Origin of the sequence: Rugosimonospora africana (assembly GCF_016862975.1) — a bacterium.
GTDB lineage: Bacteria > Actinomycetota > Actinomycetes > Mycobacteriales > Micromonosporaceae > Rugosimonospora > Rugosimonospora africana.
This window is the reverse complement of record NZ_BONZ01000122.1, coordinates 1-16,463: the sequence shown is the minus strand read 5'-3', so window position 1 is coordinate 16,463 and position 16,463 is coordinate 1. Positions and strand designations below refer to the sequence as shown.

Sequence of the window (16,463 nt, the reverse complement as noted above, 5' to 3'; positions counted from 1 at the left end):
CGCCGCGAATCGCAAGTACCAGCCAGACGTGGTTGGAATGGGACAGGAATCCCGGTTGTCGGCGAAGAGGATCGCAGACTGCCAGCCGCCGGGCTACCTGTCAGAAGGCAGACGCCGCCTTGTGGGATTGGACGTTCTGCCGTCCTTGGAACACGGCGTGGGCGATGGTCGATGCAATACCGCAGCGTCTGCGCCGTGTTCCCTTCCGAAGCCGTATCCGTATGCCCTTGTGAGGGGAGATTCCGGCATGCCTTCTAGACGGCAGATCCTGATGGCGGCGGCCGCGACTGCAACCGTCGCGCCGATCACCACCGCGTGTAGCCGAGCCCAAGGAACAAAGCCTGTCCGGAGGACTGGCAAGGCGCCGGTGACCTACCTGACGGTGTTCGGATTTACGCCGCGGGAGTTGTACGGCGCTGTCGCGCTGAAGCAGGGCTTCTTCGATGCCGCGGGTCTGGGTGTGACGATCCAGCCGGGTAAGCCGGGCCAGGCCAACATCAACACGATGGTGGCAGGTAGGGCGCACTTCGTGGGCATCGACTGCGCGTCGGCGATCCGCAACTATCTCCCCTCTGGAGGCAGCTACCGGGCCATCTGCGCCGTGCAGAACCAGACGCTGCTGTCGGTGATGAGTTTGGACGGTGACGGCGTCACCCAACCTGTGGATCTGGTGGGTAAGACGATCGCGACCGGGCAGGGCGCCGCGACCCAGACCCTGTTCCCGGCCTACGCGCGGCTGGCCAGGATCGACGCGAGCAAGGTCCACATCACCCAGGTCGCGGACACCACTCAGCTGAACCCGATGCTGGCGGCGCACAAAGTGTCTGGCATCGGCACTTACTTGATCGACACCCCGTCGGTGGAGAAGGTGTCCGGCAAGAAGCCGGTGGTGCTGCCGTACTCCAAGTACCTGACTGACTTGTACGGCACGCTGATCATCACGCCGAAGCAACTCGCCGCCCGCAACCCCGACGTGGTGCGCCGGTTCGCGCACGCCTTGATGCAGGGTGTGAGCTTTGCGGTGCAGAACCCGAGCCAGGCCGCAGCGGATATGCGGGCGTTCTTGAAGGACCACGGCACGACGGTCGACCTGGACGTTGCTACGCAGACCATGGCGCTGATGGAGCCGTACGTCGGCACGGGGGCGATCGACGAGACCCGGATGATGCAGTGCATCGCGCTGATGGAGACCACCGGCGTCCCACCCATCGGCTCCGGGCTGACCCCGGACGCTCTGGTGGACTTCGACATGATGGCGACGGTGTGACATGCACGTTCCCACGTCGGAAAGCCCGTACGCGTTCGACAACAGCAGCACCCATGCCCAGGCGCACCACAGTGCCCTGTCCGATCTGCGCGACGCCGGTAGCCAGGCCCGGATCAGCGAGGTGTCCGATCTGCGGGGTGCGGTGTGCGCGGACATCGGTGCCGGGGCGGGAGGAATGGCTGTGTGGCTGGCCGGGCAAGTCGGCTCGACCGGGCAGGTCCTGGCGACCGACATCAACCCCGATCGGATCCCTGCCCATCCGCAGCTGCTGGCCATCCGCCACGACATCATGCACAGTCCGTTGCCTGAACCAGGTCATGATCTGGTCGTCTGCCGGTTTGTCCTCAATCATCTACCCGAGCGGTTAGCGGCGGTGGACAACATCATCGCCTCGACCCGGCCCGGCGGTGTCATCCTCACCGAGGACTTCCTCCCCAGGGCGCCGCAGCAGTTTGTGGAACAGGCGCCCAGTGACGAGGACGCGCAAGTACTGCTGCGGTTCGAATCCGCCTACCTGGGGGTGTTGGCCAAGCACGGCAACGACCGGTACTGGTCGGTGCGTGCTGGGGAAGTGTTCAAACGCCGGGGTCTGATCGACGTTGACGTGCAGGAATCCTCGGGCCTGTGGCAGGGCGGTGGCCCAGGTGTCGGATGCTGCGGGCCGCGATGGGGCAGCTGTTCGATGACCTGGTCGCTGAGGGCGTGAAGACCGATGACCTGCACCGTGTCGGTGAGCTGCTGCAGGACCCGCGGGTCACGGTCAACGGACACGTCGTGGTCAGCGTCCGCGCACGCCGCCCACAGGCGCAGGAAATCAGGTAGCCAGCCGGGCTAGGAGATTCGCGATGGCCGCTGTGGCGGTGCTGGTTCGACCCGGCCAGGTTATCCACCTGGCTGGCGAGGACCGCTGATGGGACAACAGGCCATCGCTGATGCGGGTCAGCCGAGTGCGTGAGGACCTGGTGTCGCACCACAACGGTGACCGCCAGCGGTGGCTCGAGGGCTCGACGACCATCGGCAGCCGTTGCGACGGCTACAGGAGCTGGTCGACCTCGACGTGCTCGCACGTACCCCGGGGAGGGGTGTCCGGTCGACCAGTGAAAAGAGGCGGGCCCCGTCTCCTTCGGGAACGGAGGCGGGGCCTGCTCCCCGGCACGCTGTGGGAGAGGGGATCCGATGCGAGGCCAGCTGCCGGATGCCGAGGTTGTGAACCGGTACCGGGGTGGGGAGTCGATTCGCAGCATCGCGCAGGGGATCGGGGCATCGGCGTACAAGGTGCGCACTGTTCTGATCGAAGCCGGGGAGCGGTTACGCCCGGCCGCTGGGCCGCAACCCCGCCGCCTGCCGACCGCGGCCGCGGTGCTGCAGCGGCCGCTGAGCCAACCACCGCCACAGCATGCTGGGCGTAGGAGGCAGCTGAGCGAACGTCACCTCGCGGTTCTGCGCCTGGTCGCCGACGGTGCTACCGACACCAGCATCGCGACCGTCCTGGGCCTGACCCGTGCGGCCGTCGGCACCGACCGGCGCAAGATCTACCGCGCTCTGCGGGCTGTCAACGCGGCCCACGCGGTCTCCCTGGCGTACCAGATGGGCATTCTGCCCGGCCCTGCGCCTTTCCGCGCCCAGGCGTCTACACGAGCTGACGTCGTAGACGGCTTCACCTCCGCTCGCCTACCCGCGCAGCAGCCGACGCCTTGAACACCAACGCCAGACTCATCCCCAAGGTTCGGGAGGGCACGATCATCGACCTACCGGCCGGGGACCGTGTCTGGTACAAGGACGCACCGCTGCGTATGCAGGTGACCCGGGTCCGAGACGACCTGATCTGCCCGCACGACACGGAGTACGGCCTCGTGTGGGTCGAAGGGTTCGAACTCGCCGACGGTCACCCTGTGCAGCGGTGGCAGGAGCTGGTCGATATCGACGTCCTCAGCCGCGTCGCACCGGAGGCGTCTGGTGATCGGCCAGTGGAAAGGAGGTCCGGCCCCACCCTCGACTAACCGATGACGGCGGGGTCGGCCTCTGCCACCGAACGACGACACCCGGAAGGACACTGAGAATGCCCGTGACCGCGACTGACCTGGAAGGCCAACTCGACAACCTGAGCCTGCGACTGGTTGTCACCCGGCTCGTGTACCGAGACGTCACCCCCTACGTGGACGACGACGCGTTGGTCGACCGGGTAGTCGAGAACGTCGTACGCGGGTGGCAACAGCGCGACCAGGACGCCTCCATGCAGCTCGACGGCCCTGACGGATATTGGAACCGGTACGCCGACCAGGTCGAGTGGGCGCCAGGCAGCGGGGAGGACAGCGACGTGTACCGCCTTGAGTTCTGCCCGGACGACTCCGAACCGTTCAACGAACACAACTACTACGAAGCCGTCTGGTACACGCACATCGCCGGCCTACCCGCCAGAGGCGGAGCCGGCGGAGTCAACGACGATGCGGGTACCCGCGGCCAACGTACGGGTTGATCCGTCAGCGCCAGTAACGGTCAGTGCGGTGGACGAGGTCACCGACTCCCCGGGACGAAGCTGAAACGGGCCACCGGCGCCGAGGACGAAACTGCCGTCCTTGCGGACGGTCTTGATCTGCCCCCGGCTGCGAAGCTCAGCAATTGCCTGGCGGACCGTTGTCCGACTCTTTCCTGTCAAGTCTTGGAGTGCGGTCTCGGTGGGTAGTTGATCGCCAGGTTTGAGTTGTCCGGTGCGGATCTTCTCGGAGATCTCGTCGGCCAGTTTGAGCCAGCTGCTCTGACGATTGGTCATGGCCGGCATCGTACATTGACTAGTATCTACGTAGGTACTATGGTTCGGCCCGTTGGCACTCGCAGTCAACGGGCCGCGCCGTGACCAAGCACAGGGAGACGCAGTTGCAGGCCGGACGCAGGAGATCGTGACTCCGTACCGCAACCAGGAGAGCATCAAGACCATCTCCAACGCGACCAGAATCACCCAGCACAGGGTGCGGCGCTCGCTGATCGATGCCGGCCTCACGCCGCGAGGCGGGTGCCGGCCCGTTGCCGGCCAGATCGAGCACCCCACCCCAAGGCGACGAGCTTGACCGACTTGTTCAGGAAGCCGCCCTATCGCGAGCGCGCTTAGCCTGCCGTGCAGGCAACAGACCGTCTTTCCAGCGCCACCGCAGACGAAGATCGCCATGATCCCACGGCCTCAAGACGTGCCGGCGGTTTTCGAGACGTCGGGTAGCTCAGCCTCGCCAGACGCGGACCCAGGCGGCTTCGACGCGGCGGCGTCGCAGCAGGTAGCCCGCGAGCTGGGCGTGCCTGCTGGTGATCAGAAAGGCTCCCTCGCTAAGCAGTCGCCGTTCGAGCGGCATCACTCACTCGCCGGGCATCCGTCGCCACCGGTCGACGGGGTTGTCGGCGGTGAGCCTGGCGATATAGCGCAGGGCGTCGGGCTCGCAGTCGTACTCCTGGCGCATGCGGCTGCCTTCGGCCCCGCCTTCACGGGCCTCGACCCAGAAGTGCCCGGTGACGTCGTCCTGAGTCAGGATGACGTCCCGGCGGGCGATTCGCCCCCATTTGCCGTTCCACCAGTGCTGCCGCCGTCGTTCCACGGCGAACAGCATCGTACGGACGTTCGAACTGGTCAAGCGGCTGAGGTGTGACACGCCGCGCCCCGACCCGCCGCTTCGTGGAGTCTGCCTAGCGGCGTCCGTTGCTGATTTGGATGACCAGAGCCGTGCCGTCGCGCCCCAGAGAGACGACGGCGTCGTCTACGCGCGGCCGGCGCGACCACTGCCGGTACGTGCGCGGCGCTGCTCGCACGTACGGACCGATGTCACCGTTGGCCAGCAACCGGTAGAGCCGTCGTTCGACACCCCGGAAGACTTCGAGGACCCTTCCGTCCGGTAACGGTGTCCTGTAGCGAGTGCCTTCGAGTTCGAGCCCATTGGGCGGGCGCAGCGGGGCCGCGATGCTGACCGCCCAGGGCGGGTCCAGTTCGACCAGTGCTGGTTCGAGTGTCGATACGTCCTCGCCGCGCTGGCGTGGCGTGGCGTACGCGCGTGCGGTGGCGTTGTCGCCGGCGAACAACAGCGCCGTCGCCCCTATCGCTCTGGTAAGCAGGCGGGCGAACCAACCACGCCGGTCCTTCGGGATCTCGAAGACATCCGGTCCGCTCGGCGGCGCATGCTCGCCCGTGGCGGTGACATCGGCGACTTGGGGCCCCGATACCTCGCTGCTTGTCGAGCTGGCCGTGGCGGCAGCGTCGTTGGTCGGCTCGTCAACCGTTGCCGTCCGTGGCCGGCAGGACTGATCCTGCGGATCGCTGTGCAGCAGGTCGTCGACCTCCTCGGTCGGTCCGACCATAGGTCGTCGTCGCCGGGCGGGTCGAGCTTCGACTCGACTTCGATCGCGTTGCCGCGTCGATTCGGGCAGCGTTACCCGTCGGCCTCAGGTTGGACGGTCAGGCCCATGCTGCTGGCTGCCGCTCAAAGCTTGCCGGCGACGAGCCGCACCCGGTGGCCTAGCCGGCGGCCAATGCCGGCGACGAAGTCGTGGCGCAGCGGTGGCCAGTTCCAGAACGTCAGACCCATCGGAACCGGGGAGGTGCCCGCAAGTATCGAGTCCGGGAGGTCATGGCTGGCTCGCTTTCTGTGGCTGGTTCGGAGCCAGGTAGGGATTGATCGCCACGCGGGGGCTTGCTGTCCAGACCGCGAATGCGCAGGCGGCGAAGGCTGCGCCGAGGATGCTGGAGCCGGTCCATTCGGCGTCGGTGAACACGGTGGTCGTGGTGGTGGCGCCGAGGGCGGAGCCGAGGGAGTAGAAGATCATGTAGCCGCCGATGACGCTGCTGGTGCGGCCCGGGTGGGTCATGGTGAGCAGGTGCTGGTTGCTCACGTGTACGGCTTGGACGGCGAAATCGAGCACGACCACGCCGATGACGACGAGCCACAGCGACCACGACGCTTGCCCGATGGCCAGCCATGAGGCGGCGAGGAGGCCGAGTGCTCCGCCGGTGACGGCGCTCGCGCGTCCGGCGTCGGCCCAGCGTCCCGCCCGGGCGGCGCTGAGGGCGCCAGCCAAGCCGGCGAGGCCGAACAGGCCGATCTGCGCCGTGTTCAGATGCCACGGGGCGGCCGCGAGCGGCAGCGCGAGACCGCTCCACAGCGTGCCGAAGCAGGCGAACAGGAAGAACGCGATCAGCCCGCGCGAGATGAACAGGGGCTCGCGGAACAGTGCACTCAGCGACGTCAACACCTGTCGATACATGGCGTGGTCGGCGCGCGTGTCCGGCGGCAGGATTCTCAGCACGAGGCACGCCAGCGTCACCAGGAGCACGGCGAGCGCGACGTACACGCTGCGCCAGCCCCACACCGCGGCCAGCGCGCCGGCCGCAACACGTGCGCCGAGGATGCCGATGACGACGCCGGAGGTCACCACGCCGAGGTTGCGGCCGCGTTCTTCTGGCGTGGACAGGGCAGCGGCGTAGGCGACCGTCGTCTGCACGACGACCGCGAACAGGCCCGCGACCACCAGGCCGACGAGCAGCACCCAGGTCCGAGTGGCTGTCGCGGCCAGCACCGCACCCACCGCGGTCAGCAGAAGGTGCCCGGCCATGAGCTTGCGCCGATCGATCATGTCGCCCAACGGGACGAGGATGGCCAGCCCTGCCAGATAGCCGAGCTGCCCGGCGGCGACGATCCATCCCAGGCGAGCATCCGGTATGTCCAGATCGCTTCCGATCTGGGCGAGAACCGGCTGCGCGCTGTAGATGCTCGCGACGGCGACCGCGCAGACCGCGGCGAACAACGTCCTTCGGCCGATGGTCAGGCCCATCCGCCCTCCCATAGTTAGTAGCGGATTGCAACTAATCGAAGGGTAAGGCAGAATGGTTTCAAACAGCAACTCTTTGGGAGGCGTGATGACTCGGACCGGGATCAGTGCCGAGGAGGTGACCTGGACCGACCCGGCCTGCCCGGTGGCGCGAACCCTCGACCTGATCGGTGACCGGTGGAGCCTGCTCATCGTCCGCGACGCGATGGACGGCGCGCGAGCGTTCACCGACTTCCAGCAGAGCACCGGCATCGCCCGCAACATCCTCACCGACCGGCTCCGCCGGCTGGTCGAGCGAGGCATCCTCGACCGGCAGGCCGCGCCATCGGGTAGGCGGCAGCTCTACACACTCACCCCCGCCGGGCGCGACCTGTTCACCGTCGTCGTGGCCCTGCGCCAGTGGGGCGAACGCCACGCTTTCGCCCCCGATGAGACCCACTCCGTCCTCGTCGACGAACTTGGTCTCCCGCTTCCGGAGCTTCGGCCGATCAGCTCAAGCGGCAACCCCGCCGACGTCGACACAACCTCCGTGCGGAAGGACCGCTGATGTCGCCGGCCCGATCCTGGCGCCGATGACGTAGGGACGCATGCGCCCACGTCAACCGAGGGCCGTCCCCCCGCGGCCAGCAGTGTCGTAATGGCGGCGACGGCCTGTCTGCGACCAACCTGACCAGGCGGATGTCACAAGCCGCGAGGCTCGCGTATATCGCTCCCGGCAGGCGACCCCGACGTCGTCTACCTCGAGTCCCACATGGGCGCCCTCTACCTCGAAGAGTCACACGAGGGCCACAAGTATCGAGGATCTTCAAGTCGATCTCGGAGGACGCTGTGCCGATCTCGCCCTCGCCGAGTAACTAACGGAGAATGTCCCGCTCGGTCTTGCGAACTGAAGCGCCGTGCTGACGCTGACGCGGACTCATGTCGGGGCGGGCCGGTACGCTGCGAGCACACAGGCTGCGGCCAGCGCGCTGCACCCCGCCAGCAAGCTACTCTGATGAGGAGCGCTGACCATGCCGAAGCTGCTCATCGATCTGGCGTGTGACCTGGAGCTGTACCTGCGGTCGATGCCGTACCCGCTGTACCGCCGGCATCTGAACCGAATACTCACCGATCTGCTAGCCCACCACCACGACGTCCTTCCAGAAGATGTGCGAGCCTTGGCCCGACGCACGATAGAACTGCTCGGCCTCGAGAGCGTCCTACCGGTATGGGCTGAGGTTCAGGATGTCGGGCGCCAGTGGGAGCAGGTACGCGAGACAGTCAGGCTGCCCCGCAATCCGCACTCGCTGTGCCACGTCCTATCGTTCGTCGAGTCCGAAATCTTCGACCACAGCATGGTCATGGCACAGTTCCTCGCACACCCGCTGACGTACCAGCAGATCGGGCCCACACCGTCGACTCACGCTGGTCCGGATCCCGCGCCGACGGTGTTTGCTGACCCCCGATCACCCGAGGTGCGGCTGCTCCAGCGATTCGTCGACTCAGCGAAGGCGGCCCTTGAGGCCGAAGGCATTCCCGTTCAAAGCGACCGGTACGCAAAGCTGGAGCAAGCCGCCCGGGATGCCGCAACCATGACACCGGAAGAGATCGAGCGCTTACGCACCAGCCAGCCCGGCCCATCGTGAGGCCAGTGGCGAGCAAATCGCGGCAAATCGGTGCGCCGGGGGTGGACCCTGCGCGGCAGAATGGCCGTGTGATCAGCCGAGTAGTGGCGACCGACGTTCAGCTCTTCGAGCGGGCTGCACGCACGTTCGGAGCGACGAACGGCGGCGGCCAAGCGTACCTGGAGAGCACCGGCGCTCTTGCCTTCGTCGCCTCCGACCGTGACAGAATCTTCGGATGGTGCTGGGGTTATCACCTGATCCGGCCTGACTCCTCGTCGATGCTCTACCTTCACCAACTGGAGGTAGCGGAGGATCACCGTCGGCGAGGCATCGGCCGGGCACTTTTGTGGGCTTTCATGAGAGCTGGCGCGCAGGCCGGCGCTACCAGGATGTTCTTGACGACGCGCGAGACGAACGCCCCCGCCCGGGCGTTGTACGACTCGTTGGGCGGCGGCCTAGCCGCACATGGTCCCACGGTCAACTACTGGTTCCTGCTGAATCCGTAGGAAACAGCCTCGGCCCCGTCGAGCCCCTGAACCGGAATACCCTGGAGCGTCGGTGCATTGCGACATCGCCGTATTGAAGCTACTTGGATCAGGGTCTGGAAAGGCTAGCCGATGGTCGAGCAACCGTGTCAGCGAGCAATGGCGAAGCGCGCACAGCGTCGTGAGTCCGAGCGGCCAAGTGGAGCCGAGGCTCGGCGACGCCCGGTGCATGCGCGACGGTGGGACGCCGGGTCCGGATCAGTGCCTAGGATGGGCCGGGCGACGGACGTCGGTGGCTCTGCTGCGCAAGCCCGGCCCCACCTCCCGTAGGCGTGGCCGGCCGGGTGTGGAGTGACCGCGCCGACGACAGCTCCCACCGTTCCGGTCGCTCGCCTCGCTGTCCAGCCCCGCTCCCAACCTGTGGATAACCCGGGGCACACCTGTGGATAACTCACGTTCCTGTCGGCTACGCGTCCGACGATCTCTGCGGTCGCCTGCTCCGACTGGTGGACCTAGTGCCGCGTCAGGCAATGTTCGGTGCCTAGCTAGCCGAGATTCAGAATCTGATCGTCCGCGTGCGCGCCGAACTCGGCGACGCGTACCTCCGCGATCCGCTCGTACCGGCTACCGCGTGTCTCAAAGTCCCTGACGGTTGGTCGGCGAGTCGGTCGCGGTCCGCGGCACTGAGTGAGCGGGATAAATGGCTTGCGCCCGCGCCGGACCGAGAGCTTGACTGCTCATCATGGCTTCCCCCTCACCAGTCTTCGTCGGGGGTACGGGTCGTTCGGGAACGTCACGGATCGCCGACATCATCGGCGAGCATCCGCTGATCCACCGGATTCCGATGGAGACCAAGTTCCTCATCGACCCGGGTGGCCTGCGGGACCTGGTCGACGCGCTCACCGATCGGTACGACCCCACCGTCGGCGAGGACGCCCTGCAGCGGCTGAGTGACTTCCTCACCGTACGCCTACCTGGCCGGCGCGACGATCGCGGCAAGACCGTTCCCGAGCTTGTCGGCGAGGGCCGCTACCGGGACGCGGTGCAACAGCTCTGGCCGCAGTTGATCGCGTACACATTCGACGAGCCCGCGCCCGCGGAAGGATTCGGGAACGCCGACCGGCCCGCCGGGCCGTTCGAGCCGTCGAGCCGCAGGCGGGTGGTGCCGAGGTACTTCGACGATCGGCGCGAACTGCTCGGGATCCTCCGTGGCCTGGTCGACACGACGTTCGGCGGAGCGGCCGCCGACGCGGACAAGCCGACCTGGTGCGAGAAGACACCGTTCAACCTGCTGTGCATGGACTTCCTCTGGGAACTCGTCCCCGAAGCGGCCATCGTTCACATCAAGCGCCACCCGGTCTCCGTGCTCGCATCCCACCTGGCCCAGCCATGGGCACCGCCCACCGTCGACGGCGCGCTCGCCTACCTCAAGCCGGTCTACCACCGATGGCTCGCCTGGAGGAACACGGCCGACCTGACGGGCAGGCGATACATCGAGGTGAAGGCGGAAGAGCTGGCGGCCGACTGGCCTGGGCAGCGCCGCGCCCTGTTCGAACGACTCGATGTCGACGACTTCGCCACCCCCTCGACGTTCCAGTCGCACAAGCTGGCGCACCGCAACGACCAGTTCGACGACGAAACCCGCGAGTACGTCGAAGAAGCGCTCGGCGAAATCATCCCGGCCATGGGATATGAGTGACGCCTCTGGCTGGGTCTGGCCTGGGTTGATGATGCCGCCGGTGTGTCGGTGATCGATACGCGGCGAGGTCTCCGGTAAATGGTTTAGCGACCAAGCAAAACCCTCATACCGGAGACCTCGTGAACACCGTAGCGGTGACGAGGCGGTTCGACCTGACCGACGCTCAGTGGGCCAGGTTGGAACCGCTGCTACCCCAGCCGAAGAAGTCGGGTCGACCGTCGGCATGGACCAAACGGCAGCTCATCGACGGGATCCGGTGGCGGGTACGCGTCGGCGCGCCCTGGCGAGACGTACCAGACTGCTATGGCTCCTGGCAGGCGATCTACAGCCTGTTCCGACGCTGGCAGCGTGCCGGTGTCTGGGCGCGGATCGTCACCGGGTTGCAGGCCCGCGCGGACGCGGCTGGGCTGATCACCTGGGACGTGCGCGTGGACTCCACCATCGCCCGTGCGCACCAGCACGCCGCCGGCGCGCGGCGGGATCCCGACCGCCAGCGAGAACGCCCAGGTGGCTTGAGCGTGGAGCCAGCCGATCACGCGTTGGGTCGCTCCCGCGGCGGGATGACCACCAAGCTGCACCTGGCCTGCGAGCAGGGCCAAAAGCCGTTGTCGATGCCGCTGACCGCGGGGCAACGCGGTGACAGTCCGCGGTTCACCGCCGTGTTGGAGGGTATTCGTGTGCCGCGCCTGGACGGTGGCCGGCCGCGTACCCGCCCGGATCGGGTATTGGCAGATAGGGCGTACACGTCCAGGGCCAACCGCCGGTACCTGCGCCGCCGTGGGATCAAAGCCACCATCCCGTCCAAGGCTGATCAGGATGCTCACCGTCTGGCGAAGGGATCCCGAGGCGGCCGACCCCCAGGCTTCGATCCCGACATCTACCGGCAACGGCACGCGGTCGAGTGCGGCATCAACCGGCTCAAGCGTCACCGCGCCCTGGCCACCAGGTACGACAAGCTCGCCGTACGCTACGAAGCCACCGTTCACATCACCGCGATCAACGAATGGCTGTAACCGACTTCGAGACGCACCGTAATCCGGTCGGTCCACTCCGCATCGACACCGAACGCCACCTGCGCGAAACCCACCCGGCCCCCACGCGCGTTGCTTGGCCCTCGCCCGGGGAACACGAAGCGCGCGGCCAGTCGGCAAGGACGCAACCAGTTCACGCTTGAGAGCGCCGCGGCTCTGGACATAGAGCGCCTGGTAGATCGCCTCGTGACTGATGCGCATGGAGACTCATCATCCGGGAACTCCGCCGGCAACCTTCGCGAGATCTGCTCTGGGCTCCACCCCATAGTCCAGGCCCGGTCGCCGCGGTGTGGCTTGTTACGACCCTTCCAATGCGGGCCCTGCGGTCCCGCGATCGGGCGTCCGTCTGCCGTGCGGATCTCGCCGGCGAGCCGGTCCTGGACATACTCGTGGAGCCGATCGTTGGTCAGCAGCTTCGCGGTCTTGGGCCGGCGCGCCCGGCGCTCGGCATGCCACTGGGTCGTGGAAGCCTTGTAGTCCAACGAATACGTGCAAGTCGAGGCGTTGCGCCGCAACTCCCGCGAGACCGTTGACGGGTCCCGGCCGAGCTGCCGCGCGATCTCGCGCACACCCATGCCCTGCGCCCGCGCCAGCGCGATGTCTTCACGTTCGCTGAACGACAGATACCGGCCCGACACCGTCGCAGGAAGTCCAGGATTCACGCCGCCAGCGTGCCGGAACCACCGAAACCCCACCGGTGACGACACGCCCGCCGCCGCGGCCTCGGTCATCACACCACGACGGATCGCCGCCCAGAACTTGACCCGATCCTCACGCCACGCCACCGTCGGTCGACCCGGTGACGGAATCTGTTCCCGATAAGCCCGGCAGACCAGCGTTACAACCGTTGGAGGCGGGGCGGCGACGCGGCGTTCGGCAACCCCCGAAGCCGGTGCTGATCAACGGCGACGGCTACCGCGTCGTCCGCGTACTGCCGGGCAAGTATGTGATGGAGCACCGGCTAGTGATGGCAGAGATGCTCGGCCGGCCCCTGGAGCCGCAGGAGAACGTCCACCACCGCAACGGAGTGAAGACGGACAACCGGCGGAGAACCTGGAGCTGTGGGCGGTCATGCAGCCGTCGGGACAGCGAGTCCAGGATCTCCGGGAATTCGCCTCGATGATCATTGAGCGGTACGGCGCGGTTCCTGCCGAGGTCCTGCGAACCGCAGGCGTTCCGGGTGATCCTGCTGATTGAGGCGGGGCGCGGCGTGGCGGTGGGGGAACGCTGCCTGACCGAGTCATGGATCCCGTCCCTCACTGGACGGGGATCGGCGATCACGTCCAGCACTATTCGCATTGCCTCTCGACGGATGGAGGAACCGTGCGGTCGAGTGAAATCGAGTACTGGGCGCGAGGAATCATCGGCCAGGTCGATCCCGTGGCAGGCAACGCGGTCTGGCGTGCGAATGCTTTGCTTGATTCAACGTGAAATTGTCCCGCCTACTGTTGGGTGGCCTCGTATGGAACGGGGATTGGTAGTTGAACGCTCATAGCTATCGGCCGAGCCTCCCGAACAGGAGGCCCGGCCGATAGCCGAAATTCCCTTGGCGCGAGCCGGCTCCGCTCGACTCAGCATTCAGTAAGCGATCAATTTACGCATCGCTGGGATGAGAAGTCGCTTAGCTAGATACGCATCGCTGGGATGAGAAGTCACTTAGCCAGTTGATATTCGTCCAGCCGGCAACGCCTTTGGCGGGATCGTAAACGACACTCCACCCGTCGGAACCGCCCAACCACTCCCCGTTTGCCACACAGAAGGCGGTCACCTTGTCGCTGCCGATCAGTGCGAGTGCCGCACACGCAGAGCTGCTTGGGCACGGGTGCATTCCGGCACCCCCTGATGGTGACCCGCTGACGTTCTTGAGATAAGGGTTGTTGGCGGTGTCACACTGCGCGCTCTGATCTCCACTGTAAAGCCAGTGCTCATTCGTCCATCCGACCCAGAGTGACTGCGGGTCGATCTGGACAACCAGATCCCAGAACGTTGAGCCGCCGAGTAGCTGTCCGTTCACGTAACACAGGTCCAGGACGTATTCATTATACCCGGGGTTCATGACGGTTAGCGCGGTGCATGTGTTGCTGGGGCAGGTGTGAATTCCGGTGCCGTCCAACACCGGAAAGTTCTGCATTGGGCCGAAGATGGATAGTGCTTTTGCGGACGGGGTAGTTGCGGACGTTTTGGCGCCCGCCGGGTTGGTTCCCGTATTAGTTGCAGCGGAGGCAGGTGCGGACGCCAGACCGAACAGTGCCACGGCAACCAGGAGGACGACGCTTCTGCGCAACATCATTTCCCCATTCGTTTGGTCGTCTCGGGGATTGTCGAATCGAACGTTCCGGCCGTGGCGCTCGCTCCAGCTGATCGTGCCATTAACTCCGAGTCGCTTCAAGATTGCTTAAAGTGACCGTGGGTCGTGGGCGTCGTCATCCTGCGACCGACATCATGCCATCGACGCAGTATATGCATGAAATTCATGCTCGCGACATCTAAAGTTCATCATCTGTTAATATAGGTGTGGTGACACCAGCAAATCAAGTATGTGAATGCGGAGGCGTGAGTGATTTATGTTCGTGATTGTCAATTCGAATATATCCGGGATTGATGGGCGTCCGATCACTGGCTGTTCCCAGATTCCTGGACGACATTGCAGTTTGTGGTCAGAGCACTAGCATGCGCCCATGACCGTTCGTCAATTTACTGCGCCGCCCCTGCTCACCGCCGAGGAGGCCGCCCTGTACCTACGGACCTGGCTCGGCCGGCCGTGGCACCGCGTCCACAGCGCGCGGCTGGGCCCGGCAGTACTCGGCGTTCGAGGTCCACCAGTTCGTAACCGGCGAAACGCTGAGTGGATGGCCGGCTTGACAGCGCGTCGACCTGGTCCAATACGAATAGGCCCCGGCGGCCGCTCGCGATGGCATCGGTCTCGGCCCGCTTCACCCATGTGCGCAACGCCTCCGGATGAGTTCCGAGCTGGTCAGCGATCCGCTGGATCGCTCCGGCCGCGCTGGCCGGATCCCGGCGGGCCTCGACCGCCAGCCGGGTCACACGCTCACGCAACTCATCGGGGTACATCGTCGGTGCGGGCATTACCGGTATTCCTCCCAGGTTTCGATGTCTCCATCAAACCCCGTGCGGGACAGTTCACAGATGAACCCAGCCAGACGCTATCGGGCTGCGTCAAGACGTTGCCGCCGTGAGTAGCGCCGGTGGACCTCGGATCTGCATTTCGCCCCGGGCGGTTCAGGGACAGTGTCACCCGCGCCTGCCGCATCAAGCCGACCGTCGGCGGGGAGCAGATTGGGAGCACAGGGTCGCTTCCAACGGCGTTGAACGGCGGCGAACGGCTGGCATCGGCTGTGAACGCTCGGCCCCAACCCTGGGACGCCTCGTATCGTTGCTGGTCACGGGCTTGCCGGACGTTCGCCGACACAACTGCGCTCAACGTCCGCGAACGGCGCTGAACGGCTTCGCCTCGTTCGAGGCCAGATGACTGTTGATCGAGGTCGATGAAAGGTGCGGTGGAGTCGTTGCTGGTTACGGGTGGGAGCAAACTGGGAGCAGGATTTTGACCTCTTCCTGTCGCGAGAAGCGCTGTGCAGCCGATCGAGGCGCCGTAGCCAAGATGACAGCTGGCGGCGCGACTCATTGGGTGGAGGCATATGCCCTGTCTCGGCGTGCGGCGAACGCGTCGATCGGGTCGTTGCTGTAGTAGGCCCAGGGATGGCGGGTGACCAAGTCGCCGATGATGCGGAACTGTTCGGCGGCGGCCGCTTGGTCGCTGGCCAGGGAGAAGGCCATGGCGAACGGGTTGTTGTAATGAGGCCAACTCTTCGACTACCGGTAGTCCGGGTGCCGGACCGACCGGTGTGCCGCCGTGCAGGTCGTCGAGTACTTGACGTGATCTGAGGTAGCCGTGGTTTTGAGTGGCGACCCACTGCTCGAGATGGGCACACGGGATGAGGAGTCCCACATGCGCTGCCCGCTGGCGCGTCGGCCAGGGAGCGCTGAGCGAACTCGTGCGTCATTTCGTGGGAGCCGCTCCACTTTTCGCACAGATGCTGGAGCAACTGCCGGTGGGCCTTGACGTGAGTCGGGTGTACGGCGACAACGCGATCGAACCGGCGCCTTGCCTCATCAACGCCCAGTTGTAGGACCATGGCCAATGTGATCAGCCCGGACCAGGCGGCGTTGTTGTCCGGATCGCGCCGCGCGACGTCCTGAAGACAGTCGTCGGCGAGCCGCAGCCGATCGAGGAACAGTTGGAACTGCTCGCGGCTGACGTGTTTGGCCAGTTTTGCGGTGCGGGCCCGCCAAGCCCAGTGCGCCGAACGCGGCGTCCCGGCCGGGTGGGCGTGGCGGGTTGGGCGGGCCTGGTCGGGTTGACCCGAGATTTGGCCTGCATGCCGGTCTTCTCGTCCACCGACCACACCACGGCGTTGACCGGCGGGTCGATGTACAGGCCGCACACGTCACCGGCCTTGGCCCAGAAGTCCGGGTCGTGGCTGGTCATCCACGACTCGTACTGCCACGGCTTCAAGTCCAACGCTTGGCAGATCCGCCAGACCTGCGAGGCGG

General features: G+C 66.0%; 15 protein-coding genes and 1 pseudogene. 10 read left to right on the top strand and 6 right to left on the bottom strand.

The annotated features are described in order from the left end of the window. The first annotated feature begins 271 nt into the window (after positions 1-271). The 5 genes from Raf01_RS46930 (at position 272) to Raf01_RS46910 (ending at position 3,743) form a co-directional block, all read left to right on the top strand. Positions 272-1,267 (top strand): ABC transporter substrate-binding protein, encoded by a 996-nt coding sequence (locus Raf01_RS46930; protein WP_203924672.1) that lies wholly within the window; start codon positions 272-274, stop codon positions 1,265-1,267. Position 1,268: 1 nt separating this feature from the next. Further along, positions 1,269-1,973: a class I SAM-dependent methyltransferase gene (locus Raf01_RS46925; RefSeq protein WP_203924671.1), complete on the top strand. Its 705-nt coding sequence runs from the start codon at positions 1,269-1,271 to the stop codon at positions 1,971-1,973. A gap of 470 nt (positions 1,974-2,443) precedes the next feature. Then, positions 2,444-2,965: a helix-turn-helix transcriptional regulator gene (locus Raf01_RS46920; protein WP_203924670.1), complete on the top strand. Its 522-nt coding sequence runs from the start codon at positions 2,444-2,446 to the stop codon at positions 2,963-2,965. Then, positions 2,962-3,267, top strand: coding sequence for a hypothetical protein (locus Raf01_RS46915; RefSeq protein WP_203924669.1), 306 nt, complete (start codon positions 2,962-2,964; stop codon positions 3,265-3,267). The genes Raf01_RS46920 and Raf01_RS46915 overlap by 4 nt, the downstream gene beginning before the upstream one ends. Positions 3,268-3,332: 65 nt before the next feature. Beyond that, entirely contained in the window at positions 3,333-3,743 is a 411-nt protein-coding gene (locus tag Raf01_RS46910) for a hypothetical protein (RefSeq protein WP_203924668.1), read from the top strand. Here Raf01_RS46910 and Raf01_RS46905 read toward each other — a convergent pair. The 4 genes from Raf01_RS46905 to Raf01_RS46890 all read right to left on the bottom strand — a co-directional run bounded on the left by Raf01_RS46905 (position 3,675) and on the right by Raf01_RS46890 (position 7,141). Next, entirely contained in the window at positions 3,675-4,037 is a 363-nt protein-coding gene (locus Raf01_RS46905) for a GntR family transcriptional regulator (protein ID WP_203924667.1), read from the bottom strand. The two genes, Raf01_RS46910 and Raf01_RS46905, sit on opposite strands and share 69 nt — an antisense overlap. 574 nt (positions 4,038-4,611) lie before the next feature. Beyond that, positions 4,612-4,860 (bottom strand): hypothetical protein, encoded by a 249-nt coding sequence (locus Raf01_RS46900; protein WP_203924683.1) that lies wholly within the window; start codon positions 4,858-4,860, stop codon positions 4,612-4,614. 76 nt (positions 4,861-4,936) lie between these two features. Then, complete coding sequence (locus tag Raf01_RS46895; protein ID WP_203924666.1) at positions 4,937-5,602, bottom strand: hypothetical protein; 666 nt, start codon at positions 5,600-5,602, stop codon at positions 4,937-4,939. 267 nt (positions 5,603-5,869) lie between these two features. Continuing rightward, the gene (locus Raf01_RS46890; protein WP_239134541.1) at positions 5,870-7,141 is read right to left on the bottom strand and encodes an MFS transporter; all 1,272 of its coding nucleotides are present in this window, start codon (positions 7,139-7,141) and stop codon (positions 5,870-5,872) included. Positions 7,142-7,157: 16 nt separating this feature from the next. Here Raf01_RS46890 and Raf01_RS46885 point away from each other — a divergent pair, with 16 nt between their 5' ends. The 5 genes from Raf01_RS46885 to Raf01_RS46865 all read left to right on the top strand — a co-directional run bounded on the left by Raf01_RS46885 (position 7,158) and on the right by Raf01_RS46865 (position 11,870). Next, positions 7,158-7,616 carry a winged helix-turn-helix transcriptional regulator gene (locus Raf01_RS46885; RefSeq protein ID WP_203924665.1) on the top strand — a complete coding sequence of 153 codons (459 nt, stop codon included), beginning with the start codon at positions 7,158-7,160 and terminating at the stop codon, positions 7,614-7,616. A gap of 463 nt (positions 7,617-8,079) precedes the next feature. Then, positions 8,080-8,694, top strand: coding sequence for a hypothetical protein (locus tag Raf01_RS46880; RefSeq protein WP_203924664.1), 615 nt, complete (start codon positions 8,080-8,082; stop codon positions 8,692-8,694). 5 nt (positions 8,695-8,699) lie between these two features. Then, positions 8,700-9,179 (top strand): GNAT family N-acetyltransferase, encoded by a 480-nt coding sequence (locus Raf01_RS46875; RefSeq protein ID WP_203924663.1) that lies wholly within the window; start codon positions 8,700-8,702, stop codon positions 9,177-9,179. A 721-nt stretch (positions 9,180-9,900) separates the two neighbouring features. Beyond that, entirely contained in the window at positions 9,901-10,857 is a 957-nt protein-coding gene (locus Raf01_RS46870; protein ID WP_239134540.1) for a sulfotransferase family protein, read from the top strand. A 119-nt stretch (positions 10,858-10,976) separates the two neighbouring features. Then, positions 10,977-11,870 (top strand): IS5 family transposase, encoded by an 894-nt coding sequence (locus Raf01_RS46865; protein ID WP_203924662.1) that lies wholly within the window; start codon positions 10,977-10,979, stop codon positions 11,868-11,870. An 81-nt stretch (positions 11,871-11,951) separates the two neighbouring features. On the opposite strand, the pseudogene Raf01_RS46860 reads toward Raf01_RS46865, so the two are convergent. Both Raf01_RS46860 and Raf01_RS46850 read right to left on the bottom strand, forming a co-directional pair. After that, positions 11,952-12,724, bottom strand: a pseudogene (locus Raf01_RS46860) (transposase); the annotation flags it as partial. A 2,806-nt stretch (positions 12,725-15,530) separates the two neighbouring features. Beyond that, positions 15,531-15,686: a hypothetical protein gene (locus Raf01_RS46850; RefSeq protein WP_203924660.1), complete on the bottom strand. Its 156-nt coding sequence runs from the start codon at positions 15,684-15,686 to the stop codon at positions 15,531-15,533. Positions 15,687-16,463 lie beyond the last annotated feature (777 nt).